Source organism: Malikia granosa (assembly GCF_002980595.1).
Classification (GTDB): Bacteria; Pseudomonadota; Gammaproteobacteria; order Burkholderiales; family Burkholderiaceae_C; genus Malikia; species Malikia granosa.
In genome coordinates this window covers 193,879-207,303 of record NZ_PVLQ01000008.1, presented here as the reverse complement: position 1 = coordinate 207,303, position 13,425 = coordinate 193,879, and the positions used below count along the sequence as shown (strand labels likewise).

Annotated in this window: 11 protein-coding genes; 1 reads left to right on the top strand and 10 read right to left on the bottom strand. The window is 67.8% G+C overall.

The genetic code is table 11. The features are described 5' to 3' along the window. Nucleotides 1-25 precede the first annotated feature (25 nt). From C6P64_RS02065 to hisB, 4 genes are read right to left on the bottom strand one after another with little or no spacing between them, the layout of a single operon-like run. Nucleotides 26-889 carry a D-hexose-6-phosphate mutarotase gene (locus tag C6P64_RS02065; RefSeq protein ID WP_105746921.1) on the bottom strand — a complete coding sequence of 288 codons (864 nt, stop codon included), beginning with the start codon at nucleotides 887-889 and terminating at the stop codon, nucleotides 26-28. Nucleotides 890-893: 4 nt separating this feature from the next. Continuing rightward, nucleotides 894-1,634, bottom strand: coding sequence for a 1-(5-phosphoribosyl)-5-[(5-phosphoribosylamino)methylideneamino]imidazole-4-carboxamide isomerase (gene hisA, locus C6P64_RS02060; protein ID WP_105746920.1), 741 nt, complete (start codon nucleotides 1,632-1,634; stop codon nucleotides 894-896). A 32-nt stretch (nucleotides 1,635-1,666) separates the two neighbouring features. After that, a complete protein-coding gene (hisH, locus tag C6P64_RS02055) occupies nucleotides 1,667-2,332 on the bottom strand; it encodes an imidazole glycerol phosphate synthase subunit HisH (RefSeq protein ID WP_105746919.1) in 666 nt (221 codons plus the stop codon). Nucleotides 2,333-2,363: 31 nt separating this feature from the next. Beyond that, a complete protein-coding gene (gene hisB / locus C6P64_RS02050; RefSeq protein ID WP_105746918.1) occupies nucleotides 2,364-2,951 on the bottom strand; it encodes an imidazoleglycerol-phosphate dehydratase HisB in 588 nt (195 codons plus the stop codon). A 154-nt stretch (nucleotides 2,952-3,105) separates the two neighbouring features. On the opposite strand from hisB, the gene hisC reads away from it, so the two are divergent. Next, nucleotides 3,106-4,188 (top strand): histidinol-phosphate transaminase, encoded by a 1,083-nt coding sequence (gene hisC, locus C6P64_RS02045; protein WP_105746917.1) that lies wholly within the window; start codon nucleotides 3,106-3,108, stop codon nucleotides 4,186-4,188. Nucleotides 4,189-4,221: 33 nt separating this feature from the next. On the opposite strand, the gene C6P64_RS02040 is transcribed toward hisC, so the two are convergent. From C6P64_RS02040 to C6P64_RS02015, 6 genes are all read right to left on the bottom strand, one after another. Then, a complete protein-coding gene (locus tag C6P64_RS02040) occupies nucleotides 4,222-6,306 on the bottom strand; it encodes a methyl-accepting chemotaxis protein (RefSeq protein WP_170073026.1) in 2,085 nt (694 codons plus the stop codon). A 3-nt stretch (nucleotides 6,307-6,309) separates the two neighbouring features. Then, nucleotides 6,310-9,708 (bottom strand): response regulator, encoded by a 3,399-nt coding sequence (locus C6P64_RS02035; protein WP_105746916.1) that lies wholly within the window; start codon nucleotides 9,706-9,708, stop codon nucleotides 6,310-6,312. A 4-nt stretch (nucleotides 9,709-9,712) separates the two neighbouring features. After that, nucleotides 9,713-10,069, bottom strand: a complete 357-nt coding sequence (locus C6P64_RS02030; protein ID WP_170073025.1) for a response regulator — start codon at nucleotides 10,067-10,069, stop codon at nucleotides 9,713-9,715. A gap of 235 nt (nucleotides 10,070-10,304) precedes the next feature. Further along, on the bottom strand, nucleotides 10,305-11,888 hold the full coding sequence (locus C6P64_RS02025; RefSeq protein ID WP_425436669.1) for a cryptochrome/photolyase family protein: 1,584 nt from the start codon (nucleotides 11,886-11,888) through the stop codon (nucleotides 10,305-10,307). 5 nt (nucleotides 11,889-11,893) lie between these two features. Beyond that, nucleotides 11,894-13,267: a DASH family cryptochrome gene (locus C6P64_RS02020; RefSeq protein ID WP_170073017.1), complete on the bottom strand. Its 1,374-nt coding sequence runs from the start codon at nucleotides 13,265-13,267 to the stop codon at nucleotides 11,894-11,896. Further along, nucleotides 13,264-13,419 carry a DUF2256 domain-containing protein gene (locus C6P64_RS02015; protein WP_425436666.1) on the bottom strand — a complete coding sequence of 52 codons (156 nt, stop codon included), beginning with the start codon at nucleotides 13,417-13,419 and terminating at the stop codon, nucleotides 13,264-13,266. Before C6P64_RS02015 ends, C6P64_RS02020 begins: the two co-directional genes overlap by 4 nt. Nucleotides 13,420-13,425: the final 6 nt, after the last annotated feature.

The window sequence follows — 13,425 nt, the reverse complement described above, 5'->3', positions numbered from 1 at the left end:
CCACGGCGCCGTCGCCGGGACGGAATCAGCCGAGTTCGAGCTGCTGCCAGCCCTGCCAGGTCTGGCCGGGGGCCAGCGTCACCGGCTCGAACACCCGGGCCGCCTCGACGCAGAGCATGCGGCGCCAGCCGTCGGCCTCCATGTCGGCCAGCGCGGCGCACTTGGCGACATGCGGATTCCAGACCACGGTGTCGCCCCAGGAGTCGCTCTGGCTGATGGTCAGTGCCTGGGCGCCGTCCTGCAGCCGCATCGGCGTGGACTGGCCGGAATAGACGCGGTCGAACTCGGCCTCGAAGCGCAGCGGCTCGGCGCCCTGGGCATGGCCATCGGTCAGGGAATCCCATTCCGGGCGGCCCTGCAGGCCGGACAGGCTGGCCTGGGCGACATCGTCGCAGGCGAAATAGCTGTGCAACGCGCCCGTGAAGGCCAGCGGCTGGGCGCCGGTGTTGCGCGCGCCCAGGGTCAGGCGCAGCCGGCCCGGCTGCAGCAGCAGCCTCAGCGTGAGCTCGAACTCGTGCGGCCAGAGCGCGCGCGTGCGCTCGCTGCTGCAGAGCGTGAGCTCGAGGCTGGCCGCATCAGCGCCGAGGTCGTAGGCGGTGGTCAGCCAGGGCAGCTGGCGCGCGAAGCCATGCTTGACTAGATCGCCGCGCTGGTTGAACTGCGGCCAGCAGACCGGCACGCCGCCGCGCACCGGCGCGCTGCCGTCGAGCGCGCTGCCGTCGAGCGCGCTGCGCGGGCTCAGGAACAGGCGCTCGCGCCCGCCAGCGATCCAGGACAGCACATGGCCACCCTGCTCGGCCACGCGCAGGCTGTCGCCGCCCGGCAGGCTCAGGCGCCAGCAGTTCAGGCCGCCCAGGGTCTCGGGCACCAGGGTGGCACGCGCGCTCATGGGATCAGCCGCGCAGCTCGTCGGCCAGCTTCTGGCCGGCCGCGAAGTCGAGGTCGCCGCTGTAGATCGAGCGGCCGCAGATCACGCCCTGCACACCCTCGTCCTCGACCGCGCACAGCTTGCGGATGTCATCGAGGTTGGACAGGCCGCCCGACGCGATCACGGGGATGGTCAGCGCCTGCGCCAGCTTGACGGTGGCCTCGATGTTGATGCCAGACAGCATGCCGTCGCGGCCGATGTCGGTGTAGATGATCGATTCGACGCCGTAGTCCTCGAACTTCTTGCCGAGGTCGGCGACCTCGTGGCCGGTCAGCTTGGACCAGCCGTCGGTCGCGACCTTGCCGTCCTTGGCGTCGAGGCCGACGATGATGTGGCCCGGGAAGGCGGTGCAGGCATCCTGCAGGAAGCCCGGGTTCTTGACCGCGGCGGTGCCGATGATGACGTAGCGCAGGCCGGCGTCGAGATAGCGCTCGATGGTGTCGAGGTCACGGATGCCGCCGCCGAGCTGGACGTCGATCTCGTTGCCGACTTCCTTCAGGATGGACTTGATCGCCTGGCCGTTGCGCGGCTGGCCGGCAAAGGCGCCGTTGAGGTCGACCAGGTGCAGGCGGCGCGCGCCCTTGGCGACCCAGTTGCGGGCCATGGCCGCGGGGTCTTCGCCGAACACGGTGGATTGGTCCATGTCGCCTTGTTTGAGGCGCACGCATTGGCCGTCTTTCAGGTCGATGGCAGGGATCAGGAGCATGGCGGTATCGGGTTCAGGAGGGACGAAAGAAATCAGGGCTTCCAGTGCAGGAAGTTGCGATAGAGCGCGAGGCCCTGGTCGGCACTCTTTTCCGGGTGGAACTGGGTCGCAAAGATGTTGTCGCGCGCGATGGCCGAACTGAAGCGGCTGCCGTAGTCGGTCTCGCCGACGCTGTGCGCGGCCTGCTGCGGGTGGGCGTGGAAGCTGTGCACGAAGTAGAAATAGGCACCGTCGGGAATGCCGGCCCAGACCGGGTGCGAGTCGCCGCGACCGAGCTGGTGGAAGACGCGGTTCCAGCCCATCTGCGGCACCTTGAAGCGGCTGCCGTCGGGCTGGTACTGGCCATCGAGCTGGAACTTGATCACGCGGCCCGGAATCAGGCCGAGGCCGTCGGTCGGACCTTCCTCGCTGTGGTCGAGCAGCATCTGCATGCCGACGCAGACGCCGAACAGCGGCTTGGCAGCGGCGGCCTCGAGCACGGCATCGCGCAGGCCGGAGCGCTCGAGCTCCATCATGCAGTCGGGCATGGCGCCCTGGCCCGGCAGCACGACGCGGTGCGCGTCGCGCACCACCTGCGGGTCGGAGGTCACGACCACGTCCACATGGTCGACCGCGGTCGCGGCGTGGATGACGGCCTGCGCGACGGAGCGCAGGTTGCCCATGCCGTAGTCGACCACGGCCACTGTCTGTCGGTTCATCTTGTCGGTTCCGGAACGCGGACGAAGGAAATCAGAGCGAACCCTTGGTCGAGGGGATCACGCCGGCCGAGCGCGGGTCGAGTTCGAGCGCGGCGCGCAGGGTGCGGCCGAAGGCCTTGAAGATGGTCTCGCACTGGTGATGCGCGTTGTGACCCTTGAGGTTGTCGATGTGCAGCGTCACCAGGGCATGGTTGACGAAGCCCTGGAAGAACTCGAACACCAGCTGAGTATCGAGCTGGCCGATGGCGCCGGCAGTGAACTTGCAGTCCATGTGCAGGCCCGGGCGGCCCGAGAAGTCGACCACCACGCGGCTGAGCGCCTCGTCGAGCGGCACATAGGCATGGCCGTAGCGCCGGATGCCCTTCTTGTCGCCGACCGCCTGGGCGAAGGCCTGGCCGAGCGCGATGCCGACATCCTCGACCGTGTGGTGGCCGTCGATGTGCAGGTCACCCTGGCAGTCGATGTCGAGATCGATCAGGCCGTGACGCGCGATCTGGTCCAGCATGTGGTCGAAGAAACCGATGCCGGTGTGCAGCTTGGACTGGCCCGTGCCGTCCAGGTTGATGCGGACGGTGATCTGGGTTTCGAGGGTATTGCGGGTGACTTCGGCTTGCCGCATGGGGCTGATAGGGCTTGGCGCCCAGTAGAAAAATGGAGCCCATGATACCATCGTCAGCCCGATTGACCGCTGCCCGCGGGCCTGTCGCACCCTGACGGGAAGGCCGCTCGAGCGGCTGTCCGGGCCGGTCCATTCCCTACCGCAGAATCACCGCATGAGCCGCTTCTGGAGCGCCGTCGTACACGGCCTGACCCCCTATGTGCCGGGCGAACAGCCCAAGATCGACAACCTGGTCAAGCTCAACACCAACGAACATCCCTACGGCCCATCGCCGAAGGCGCTCGAGGCGATCCGCGCGGCGACCGGCGACAGCCTGCGCCTCTATCCGGACCCGAACGCGGACGCGCTGAAAACCGTGCTGGCCCAGCGCTTCGAGGTGCAGCCGAACCAGGTCTTCGTCGGCAACGGCTCGGACGAGGTGCTGGCCCATGCCTTCCAGGCGCTGCTGAACCAGGAGCGCGAGCTCTGGTTCCCCGACATCAGCTACAGCTTCTACCCGGTCTACTGCGGCCTCTATGGCGTGGCGCACCGGCAGATCCCGCTGGCCGAGGACTTCACGATCCGGGTCGAGGACTACCTGCCGCGCGGCGACGGCTCCGGGGAGAAGGCCGGCGCCATCATCTTCCCGAACCCGAACGCGCCGACCGGCCGCCTGCTGCCGCTGCAGGCGGTCGAGCAGATCGTGGCGGGCAACCCCGACGCGGTAGTGCTGGTCGACGAGGCCTATGTCGACTTCGGCGGCGAGAGCGCGATTGCGCTGGTCGACCAGTACCCGAACCTGCTGGTGTCGCACACTTTCTCCAAGAGCCGCTCGCTGGCCGGCCTGCGCGTCGGTTATGCGATCGGCCACAAGGACCTGATCGAGGGCCTGGAGCGGGTCAAGAACAGCTTCAACTCCTACCCGCTGGATCGCCTCGCCCTGGCTGGTGCCGTCGCCTCGGTCGAGGACGAGGAATTCTTCCTGGACAGCTGCCAGAAGGTGATCGCCACCCGCGAGACCCTGGTGGCCCAGCTGCAGCAGCTCGGCTTCGAGGTGCTGCCTTCGGGCGCCAACTTCGTCTTCGCGCGTCACCCGGCGCGCGACGGCGCCGAGCTGGCCGCGGCGCTGCGCGCGCGCGCCATCATCGTGCGGCATTTCAAGCAGGCGCGCATCGACCAGTTCCTGCGCATCACGATCGGCACCGACGAGCAATGCGCTCAGCTGGTGGCGGCCCTGGGCGAGATCCTGGCCGGCTGAGCAGGGGGCCGCAGCGCGCAGCGGCCCACCGCGTCAGAAGGTTTCCCAGTCAGCCTCGGCGGCAACCGGCTGCCGGACGGCCGAGGCAGAAGCCGGGCGCAGGGCGCGCAGCGGGGCCGCAGGCTGGCTGCTCTCGTTGGCGACTTCGCGCAAGGCGCCAATCCCGGCGATGACCTGCGTGCCCGCCTTGTGGAAGGGATGGCCGGAGCCGATCAGCTGCTCGGCTTCCCGCAGCTGGTTCCGGTTGATCAGGTCGCCGATCTTGCCCGCCTCCTGGTGGAAGTCGCGGTGGCTCTGCAGCAGGCGCGTGAAGACGGGGTTGGAGCTCCAGGCCTGGCCGGCCGGGCCGTGCAGCCAGCGCCCCAGGTCACAGCAGTCATCGCGGCGCAGCCTGTCGACATCGACCTTGAGCTTGCGCGCGATCGAGTTGCGCAGGGTAACCCGCCACTGGTGATGGGACTCGATCGCGCGGTCAAAGTCGAGGTGGGCAGAGAATCCGTCAGCGGCTGACTGGCGTTGCTGCTTGCGCAGCTCGACCGCATCCACTTCGGCCAATGTGGTATCGCTTTCCACCAGCTTGAACACGCGGATGGTGCTGTGGACCTTCTCAACCTGCTCCTGCAGCGAGGTCGACCCAGCCGCGAACTCCTCCACCATGGCGGCATTCTGCTGCGTGATCGAATCGAGCTGGGTCACCGCCGTGCTGATCTGAGCGATGCCATTCGCCTGCTCCTGAGTGGCGCTGTGGATGCTCTCGAGCATGGTGGTCACCCTCTGGACCGAGGCCATGGCTTCATCCATGCGGTTGCGCGCCTCGGCAGCGCGTAGGTTGCCGGCATCGACGCGGCCCCGGGACTCCTCGATCAACTGCCGGATCGCCTTGGCCTCATTCGAGGCGCGTTGCGCGAGCACGCGCACCTCGGCCGCCACCACGGCAAAGCCGCGGCCTTGCTCACCGGCACGCGCGGCCTCGACGGCCGCATTGAGTGCCAGGATATTGGTCTGGAAGGCCACGCCCTCGATCACCTGGACGATTTCACCGATGCGGAGCGATGAGTCAGCGATTTCCTGCATGGTATCGGCCACCGTCACCACGGCCTCATGGCTGCGCTTGGCCACGGCGGCGGTCTCGCGCGCCACCGCAGCGCCCTCGGAAGCCAGGTGGGCAGTCTGCCTGATGGTGCCGTTGATCTGCTCCATCGAGGCCGCGGTCTGCTCCAGGTTGCTGGCTTGCGACTCGGTGCGCGAGGACATGTCCTGGCCACCCGCCGCGATTTCCTGCGCCCCACCTCTCAGGTTGGCCACCTCGTGGCGCACATCGCGCACGACGGTACGCACCGAGACGGTCAGCTGGGCCAGGGCCAGCTGCAATTGCCCGATCTCGCCCTTGCTGTTGACCTCGACCAGATGGGTCAGGTCGCCGGCGGCCATCTTGTTGGCCGTGGCGATGACTGCGTTGAGCGGTGCGATCGCCAGGCGCAGCGTGCCATAGGCGGCCGTCGAGAGCGAGACCAGGCCGGACAGGACCAGCAGCCACCAGGGAGCGCCCAGCAGGTAGGCCAGCACCGGCACCCCACCCGACCACACGGACAAGCCGATCAGCTTGGCCTTGAGCGTGGGGTGCAACAGGCGCGACAGGGTGCCGGCCAGGCCCTTGCGCTGCACCTCGCCATGGCGCAGCACATGAATCCGCTTGCCTGCCGCGGCTTCGGCGCGCATGGTGGCGTAGAGGCGCTCGAAGAACTCGACCTCTTGCGGCGCCGGCTTGGTGCGTACCGACAGGAAACCGACGATGCGATCGCCGTCGCGCACCGGGGTTGCGTTGGCACGCACCCAGTAATAGTCGCCATTCTTGCGGCGGTTCTTGACCAGTGCGCTCCAGGGCAGGCCATCGCCCTGGATCGTCTGCCACATGTCGCGGAAGGCTTCTTCCGGCATGTCGGGATGGCGCACGATGTTGTGCGGCTGGCCCAGCAGCTCCTCGCTCAGGAAACCGCTGACGGTCACGAAATTGCTGTTGCAATAGGTGATGCGACCCTTGAGGTCGGTCACTGAAATCAGCGTCTGGTCAGCGGGGAAATCGTAGGCATTCGAAGTGATGGGCAGGTTGGTGCGCATATATCAGTCAATATATTTACCAGATGAAACTATTGCCAGGAAATGGCTGGCGGCTTGCTCGGCGGCCTCGAGGTCGAACTGCTCGATGGCCAGCCGCAACGGCTCCCAGGCCAAGGCCTGGATCCGGCCGTGGCGCCGGGACAGGGCATCGAAGCGTTCGAAGACCTCCATGTCGCCGTCGCGCAGCGCCGCGAGCAAGGCCGCCAGATCGGATTCAAGCGTATCCGGCATGTCCGCGGGCGGTCCGGCATCGGACGGCATGGCGCTGGCATCCGCCAGCCATTGGGCCTGCGCCGCAAGCACCAGCTCCAGTGCCTGGTCGATCGAATCCAGCAAGGACTCCAGCAGCACCGGGTCGGGCAAGGCCTGCTCCGGGCGGGGCGGATGCGGCCAGGCCCTGGTCCGCTGTTCGAACTGGGCACAGGCGGCCGCGAGCTGCTCGGCGCCGACAGCGCCCGCGGTTCCCTTGAGCTGGTGGGCCAAGGCGGCGGCGACACGGATTTCGCCATCGGCAAGCTGCTGCCGGAGCCGCTGGGCCAGCTGCTGCGCCGAGCGCGGGAAGCTCTCGAGCAGGCGGGCATAGAAAGCCGGATCACCCCCCAGCCGCCGGATAGCCTGGGCCGCATCGAGCGGCTGCGCGAGCCACTCGGGCTGGGACGGCAGGGCAGCGGCGGTCGCCGGGAGCAGCCGCCCGGTGTGCTCCAGGATGGAGCGCACCAGGCTGTTGATGTCGAAGGGCTTGCTGACATGGCCGTTCATGCCCGCGACCGCGCAAGCCTCGCGGTCCTCCTGCATGGCATAGGCCGTCATGGCCAGGATGGGCAAGGCCTGGTGCCGCGGATTGCGGCGTATGACCTGGGTAGCCAGCAGGCCGTCCATCTCGGGCATCTGCAAGTCCATCAGCACGAGGTCGTAGGCCGTCTCGGCCTGGTTGACGGCGGCGACGCCCTCCTGCCCGTTCTCGGCCAGATCGACCTGTGCCCCTTCGCGCCGCAACACCTCCAGCCCGATCTCCTGGTTGATCAGGTTGTCCTCGACCAGCAGCAGCCTCAGGCCGGCCAGGCGCTGCAACGAGGGCGCCGACACGGCCGGCAGGCCATGGGTCGGGCCACCGAGACGGCGGTTCGCGACGGCATCGAACACCATGCCCGGCGTGAGAGGCTTGACCAAGGTCACGCAACGGGCACCGTCGCAGTCACGCAGCAGGTCTCCCGGGACCGAAGTGATGTCGACCCAGATCAGCGGCCGCAGCTGCGAGCCCCTGCGCAGCTGCCAGTCGTCGCAGCGCTGGCGCAACTGGCTGCCGTTCGGCAGGCCGGCATCCATCAGGATGACATCGGGGGGACTGCCATCGACCAGGCTGGCGTCCAGCCAGGCCAGGGCATCCTGCAGGTTCGACACCGGATGAACCGACCAGCCCAGGCCGGCCAGCATGCGCGCCACGGCAGCGCGCGTCAGCGGGTTGTCCTCGACCAGCAGCACGCTCAATCCGCTCATGCGCACGTCGGTGCGCTGCGGCAGATGGGCCGGCCATTTCTTCGCGATCGGCAGCTCGATCTCGAACGAGAAAGTGCTGCCCTTGCCCGCGACGCTGTCGACGACGAGATGCCCGCCCATCAGTCCGACCAGTCGCTGACTGATCGACAGGCCCAGGCCGGTGCCGCCGTACAGACGCGCCGTGGCCGGCTCGGCCTGGGAAAAGCCACTGAAGATATGCTGTTGCTGCTCGGGCGTGATGCCGATGCCGGTGTCACGGACCGAGAAGGCCACCCGCGCCATGTCGCGGTCACGGCGCTGCAGCTTCAGGCCCAGCACCACCTCGCCCTCGGATGTGAACTTGATCGCATTGCCGCAGAGGTTGATCAGGGCCTGCTTGAGGCGCATCGCATCACCGACCAGCATGGCGGGGATCTCGGGGTCGAGGTCGAACACCAGTTCAACCGGCTTGCGCCCCATGGTGCCCGACAGGATGGTCGAGAGGGCACAGAGCAGGTCGTCGAGCACGAAGGGCTCGAGATCGAGCTGCATCTTGCCCATCTCGACCTTGGAATAGTCGAGGATGTCGTTGAGGATGCCGAGCAGCGAGCCAGCGGCATTGCTGGCCTTCTGTACCAGATCGCCCTGGCGGCTGCTCAGGCCGGTGTGCGACAGCAGCTCGAGCATGCCGAGGACCGCGTTCATCGGCGTACGGATCTCGTGGCTCATGTTGGCCAGGAACTGGCTCTTGCTGCGCGAGGCGGCATCGGTGGCCTCCAGCGCCCGCTGCATGTCGGTGATGTCGATGCGAAAGCTGACGTGGAACTGGTCGGGCGTGGTGCGGTCGATCGCCTTGAGCCAGCGGCCATCGGGCAACTGCTGCTTGTACTCGGACCTGGGGCGGCGGAATGCCTCCAGGCGCTTGGCGACCCAGTCCTGGTCTTGGCGGTCAATACCCGGAAAAGCCCCCCGTTCGATGGCGATCTGGAGCATGTCCTCGAAGCGCATGCCGACCATGGCCTCGTCATCGCGGATGCGGTAGATGCCACGGTAGAGATCGTTGCAGAACACCAGCCTTTCCTGGGGATCGAACAGCGCGAAGGCCTCGCCGAACTCGTCGATGGCCGAACGCAGGATGCGCTGGCTTTCCTCGACGCCGCGCTGGGCCATGACCTGCTCGGTGATGTCCTGCGCCGTGCCGATGACGCGGCTGGGCTGGCCATCGCGCAGGTCAAGTTCGCCGATCAGCCGGATGAAGCGCTTTTCTCCCGAGGGCAAGCGGAACTCCTCGACCTGCTCGGTCGCTCCGGAGGCGCTCACGGCCGCTACCAGCGCAGTGATGGCCGGGGGCCGCGAGCGCGGCTCGAAGTAGACCTGGCTGCTGCAGGCCTCGCTGCAACTGAAAGGTTCGAGGCCAAAAATGCCAAGGCAGGCATCCGTCATGAACAGGCGCTGGGCCGGCAGATCGAGGTACCAGCCGCCCACGCCGGCAATGGCGGCCGTGCGGGTCAACATATGCTGGTTGGTCAGCATCGAGGGCAGATCCAGCCTCGAATGGGCGATCGGGTAGCCGATGCAGAGGTATTTCTCCACCTGGCCATCGGCCGTGCTGATCGGCGACACCATGACCTCGATCCAGTAGAAGCGTCCGTCCCGCGCCCGGTTGCAGATCTCGCCCTGCCAGGCCCGGCCCTGGCTGAGCGTGCGCCAGACCTGCTTCCAGAACAGGGGGGGATGGACGCCTGAGCGCAGACTGCGGTGCTTGCGGCCGCGCAGAGTCGCCTCGCGAAAACCGCTGAGCTGTTCAAACCGCTCGTTGGCGCGCAGGATCCGGCCGCGACGGTCGGTCTCGAGCACCAGGGCCAGCCGGCTGATGGCATGCAGCAAGGTGTCCATGTCACGCCCCCGGTTCTTGGACCACCACATGGCGCTAGCCTCTTGTCAAGCGGCTGATTTCAGCGCGCAGACGATCCGCTGCCAGCGGCTTGACCAGGAAGCCGTCGGCACCTGCCGCCAGGAAACGTGCGACGGTGGCCGGGTCGTCGAAGCCCGAAATCATCAGCACCGGCAGGTGGCGCGCACCTTGGCGCTCTCGTTCACGCAGGGCCTGCAGGGTCTGTGCGCCATCCATCTGCGGCATGCTGATGTCGAGCAGCATCAGGTCGAATTCCCGCTGGGCGATCAGCTGCAGGGCCTTGTCGCCGCTGGTGACCAGGGCTCCGCTGCAGTCTTGCTCCCTCAGCAGGCGAGCGGCCACCCTCAGGTTGAGGGCGTCATCATCAGCCACCAGGACCTGGAGCGGCCGAGCCAATCCAGGCTTCGAATCTGTCGCCGGACCAGCTTCCACCTTGCCCATCGGTACCTCGACTTTGAAAGTTCAATCTTTTAATTTATCATATATTTATCTTATTACCAAAACTGGGCATCACGATTTCTTGGCTCGAACCGCATCGATTTCTGCCCGCCTTGCACTGGACAGGATCGTGGCTGGCCGAGCCTTGCGCCTGGAAGCGGTGGCCCGTTCAGAGGGTCTCGATGCGTGCGAGCGTGGCCGCGGCCTGCTCGCGCAAGGCGGCGCGCGCCGCGGGCGTCATCTTGTCGAGGTTCTTGTAGACCATGGCGAGCCGGTGCTTGCCGCGCAGGCGTTCGGACTGGCGCTCGAAGAAGTCCCAGTAGAGCGCGTTGAACGGGCAGGCGCGCTCGCCGGTCTTGGCCTTCCTGTCGTAGCGGCAACCCTTGCAATGGTCGCCCATGCGATCGAGGTAGGCCGCGCTCGAGACATAAGGCTTGGTCGCGAGCAGGCCGCCGTCGGCGAACTGGCTCATGCCCAGGGTGTTGGGCGCCTCGACCCATTCGAAGGCATCGATGTAGATGCCCAGGTACCAGCGGTGCAATTGCTGCGGGTCGAGTCCGGCCAGCAGCGCGAAGTTGCCGATCACCATCAGGCGCTGGATATGGTGCGCGTAGGCCTGCCGCAGTGAAGTCCCGATCGCCGCCGACAGGCAGGCCATTCCGGTATCGCCGGTCCAGAACCAGTGCGGCAGCGGACGGTCATGACCGAGCGCGTTGGACTCGGTGTAGCCCGGCATGCGCGCCCAGTAGACGCCACGCACGTACTCGCGCCAGCCCAGGATCTGGCGGATGAAGCCCTCGACGGCGGCCAGCGGCGCCCTGCCCTGTCGGTACGCCTGCTCGGCGCGCTGCACCACCTCGCGCGGATTGAGCATCTTGACGTTGAGCGCGAACGACAGCAGCGAGTGAAACAGGCGCCAGCTTTTGCCTGAGAGCGCGTCCTGGTAGGCGCCGAAATGCGGCAGCGCGTGCTCGATGAAGCCATCGAGTTGCTGCAGCGCTTCGGCGCGATTGAGCGGCCAGCGGAACTCGGCCGCCTGCGACTCGCCCATGGTGACGACGCCGGCGGCCTCGATCTGGCGCCAGAGTGCCGAATGGTCGTGGCGCGGCCGGCTATCGACCGGCTCGGGCGGATTGCCGGGCCAGGGCTGGCGATTGTCGGCATCGAAGTTCCACTGGCCGCCCTCCGGATTGCCATCGGCATCGAGCAGCACGCCGTGGCGCCGGCGCAGCTGGCGGTAGCAATGCTCGAGCAGCCATTGCTTGCGGCCGGCAAAGAGCTCGGCGGCATCGCCGCGCGCGGTGTAGAAATGGCAGCTGTCGACGGCGCGGCAGGCAATGGCCTGGCGCGCGGCCCAGTCGCTCAGCTGCGCGTCGAGCCGCCATTCGTCGGGCAGCTGCCATTCGAAGGCGCTGGCGCCGTAGTGGGCGATCAGCGCGTCGAGATTGGCGGTCAGCGACTGACGATTCGAGGCATCGTCGATCGCGACATGGCGCACCCGGTGGCCGGCGGCCTTGAGCTGGCGCGCGAAATCGCGCATCGCGGCGAAGATGGCGATCACCTTCTGGGCGTGGTGCACGACATAGTCGGTCTCCTGGCGCATTTCCAGCAGCAGGTAGACGACATCGGGCCGGGGCTCGCGGTACCAGGGATGCTGCGGGTCGAGCTGGTCACCCAGGACCAGGCGCAGCGTAGGGCCATCGGGCGCACTCGCGGGGGCCGGGCCGATGGCTGGGGCAGCCTGGGTTTCCAGCGCGCTCACGGCCGGCCCCAGAGCCGGCGATAGGCGCCGTCGCGGTCGTAGTCCTGCGCCTGCTTGTTCGTGTTGAAGCGGCGCCCGCCGCGCGGGTCGGTGCCGCGCCCGGCGATGTAGAGCCAGTTGCCCTGGTTGCTGCAGCAGTCGTAGTCGATCAGCTGGGACTCGAACCAGGCCGCGCCGGCGCGCCAGTCGCCGCCGAGGTCGTGCACCAGATAGCTGGCCACGTTCTGGCGCAGCCGGTTCGACAGATAGCCGGTGGCAGACAACTCGCGCATGCCGGCATCGACCAGCGCGTCGCCGGTGCGGCCCTCGGTCCAGCGCTCGAAGCCGCGCGCGTTGTGCGCCGGCAAGGGTCGCTCGGACAGGCCGCGCGCACCATACAGCCGACGCCCATGCTTGCGCGACATCCAGCGGAAATGGTCGCGCCAGAGCAGCTCGAACCAGAGCCAGTAGCTGCTGTCGTTGGCGCCGCGCTCGGCCTCGAAGGCGCGGATCGCGGCCATGGCCTGGCGTGGCGACAGGGCGCCGGTCGCGAGCCAGGGCGAGAACTTGCTCGAGTAGTCGAGGCCCGCCAGGCCGTTGCGCGTGTCCTTGTAGCTGTGCGGCAGGCCGCGCGCGCAATACTGGGCCAGGTGGGCCAGCGCGGCGCGCTCGCCGCCATGGCAGCGGGCCTCGGCATAGGGGAAGGAGCTGCGCGGATCGACGGCCGGGCTGTGCATGTCCGGCCTGGCAGCGATTGATGCCAGCCAATCGCCCAGCGCCGACGCCTCCCCTTCCAGGGGGCGCAACGCGCCGGCAAGCGTTGCCGCTGTAGCCGGAAATGCGGCCGGCAGGGGCGACAGCGCGGCCGGCGCCGGCCTGGGCAAGGCTTCGAGCACGCCGGCGCGTTCCAGCTTCTGGCGGAAGGTGGTGAAGGTATCGGGCACGGCCTCGGGCGCAAAGGGCAGGTCGGCCGGATCGATCAGGCTGGACTGCCAGACCGTCTCGACCTGCAGGCCGGCGGCGCGCAGCGCCTGGACCTCGGCCAGCTCCTCGGGCGCGGCGATGGCCTCGCAGACCAGGCGGCGGGCACCGAGTCGGCGCGCCAGTTCGGGCAGCACCATGGCTGGGCTGCCGTGCAGCTGCAACAGGCCGCTGCCCAGGCCGGCCAGTTGCCGCCCCAGGTCCTGCAACGCCTGGTCCAGGAAGGCGCGCCGGTGCGCGCCCATGCGCGCGAAGCCCCAGCGCGTCTCGAGCTGCTGGACCGGGTCGTGCAGACAGACCGGCAGCAGCCAGCCGCCCTGTTCGCTCGCGCGCCTTGCCGCCAGCAACAGTGCCGGGTTGTCGTGCAAGCGCAGGTCATTGCGCAGCCAGTAGATCACGCCGGCGCTCATCGGGTAGCCTCCTGGGCCTTGGGCGCGCTGCGGCGGCAGCGCTCGGAGCAGTACTTGACCTGGTCCCAGTCGCGCTCCCATTTCTTGCGCCAGGCAAAGGGCAGGCCGCAGCAGAGGCAGGTCTTGCTCGGCAGCTCGGATTTCTTTCTCATCTTCAT

Bases quoted from the DNA above. Each gene is read 5' to 3' on its own strand.
- hisB (WP_105746918.1), bottom strand. From the start codon at position 2,951: ATGCGGCAAGCCGAAGTCACCCGCAATACCCTCGAAACCCAGATCACC.
- C6P64_RS02020 (WP_170073017.1), bottom strand. From the start codon at position 13,267: ATGAGCGCCGGCGTGATCTACTGGCTGCGCAATGACCTGCGCTTGCAC.
- hisH (WP_105746919.1), bottom strand. From the start codon at position 2,332: ATGAACCGACAGACAGTGGCCGTGGTCGACTACGGCATGGGCAACCTG.
- C6P64_RS02015 (WP_425436666.1), bottom strand. From the start codon at position 13,419: ATGAGAAAGAAATCCGAGCTGCCGAGCAAGACCTGCCTCTGCTGCGGC.
- C6P64_RS02040 (WP_170073026.1), bottom strand. From the start codon at position 6,306: ATGCGCACCAACCTGCCCATCACTTCGAATGCCTACGATTTCCCCGCT.
- hisC (WP_105746917.1), top strand. From the start codon at position 3,106: ATGAGCCGCTTCTGGAGCGCCGTCGTACACGGCCTGACCCCCTATGTG.
- C6P64_RS02035 (WP_105746916.1), bottom strand. From the start codon at position 9,708: ATGTGGTGGTCCAAGAACCGGGGGCGTGACATGGACACCTTGCTGCAT.
- C6P64_RS02065 (WP_105746921.1), bottom strand. From the start codon at position 889: ATGAGCGCGCGTGCCACCCTGGTGCCCGAGACCCTGGGCGGCCTGAAC.
- hisA (WP_105746920.1), bottom strand. From the start codon at position 1,634: ATGCTCCTGATCCCTGCCATCGACCTGAAAGACGGCCAATGCGTGCGC.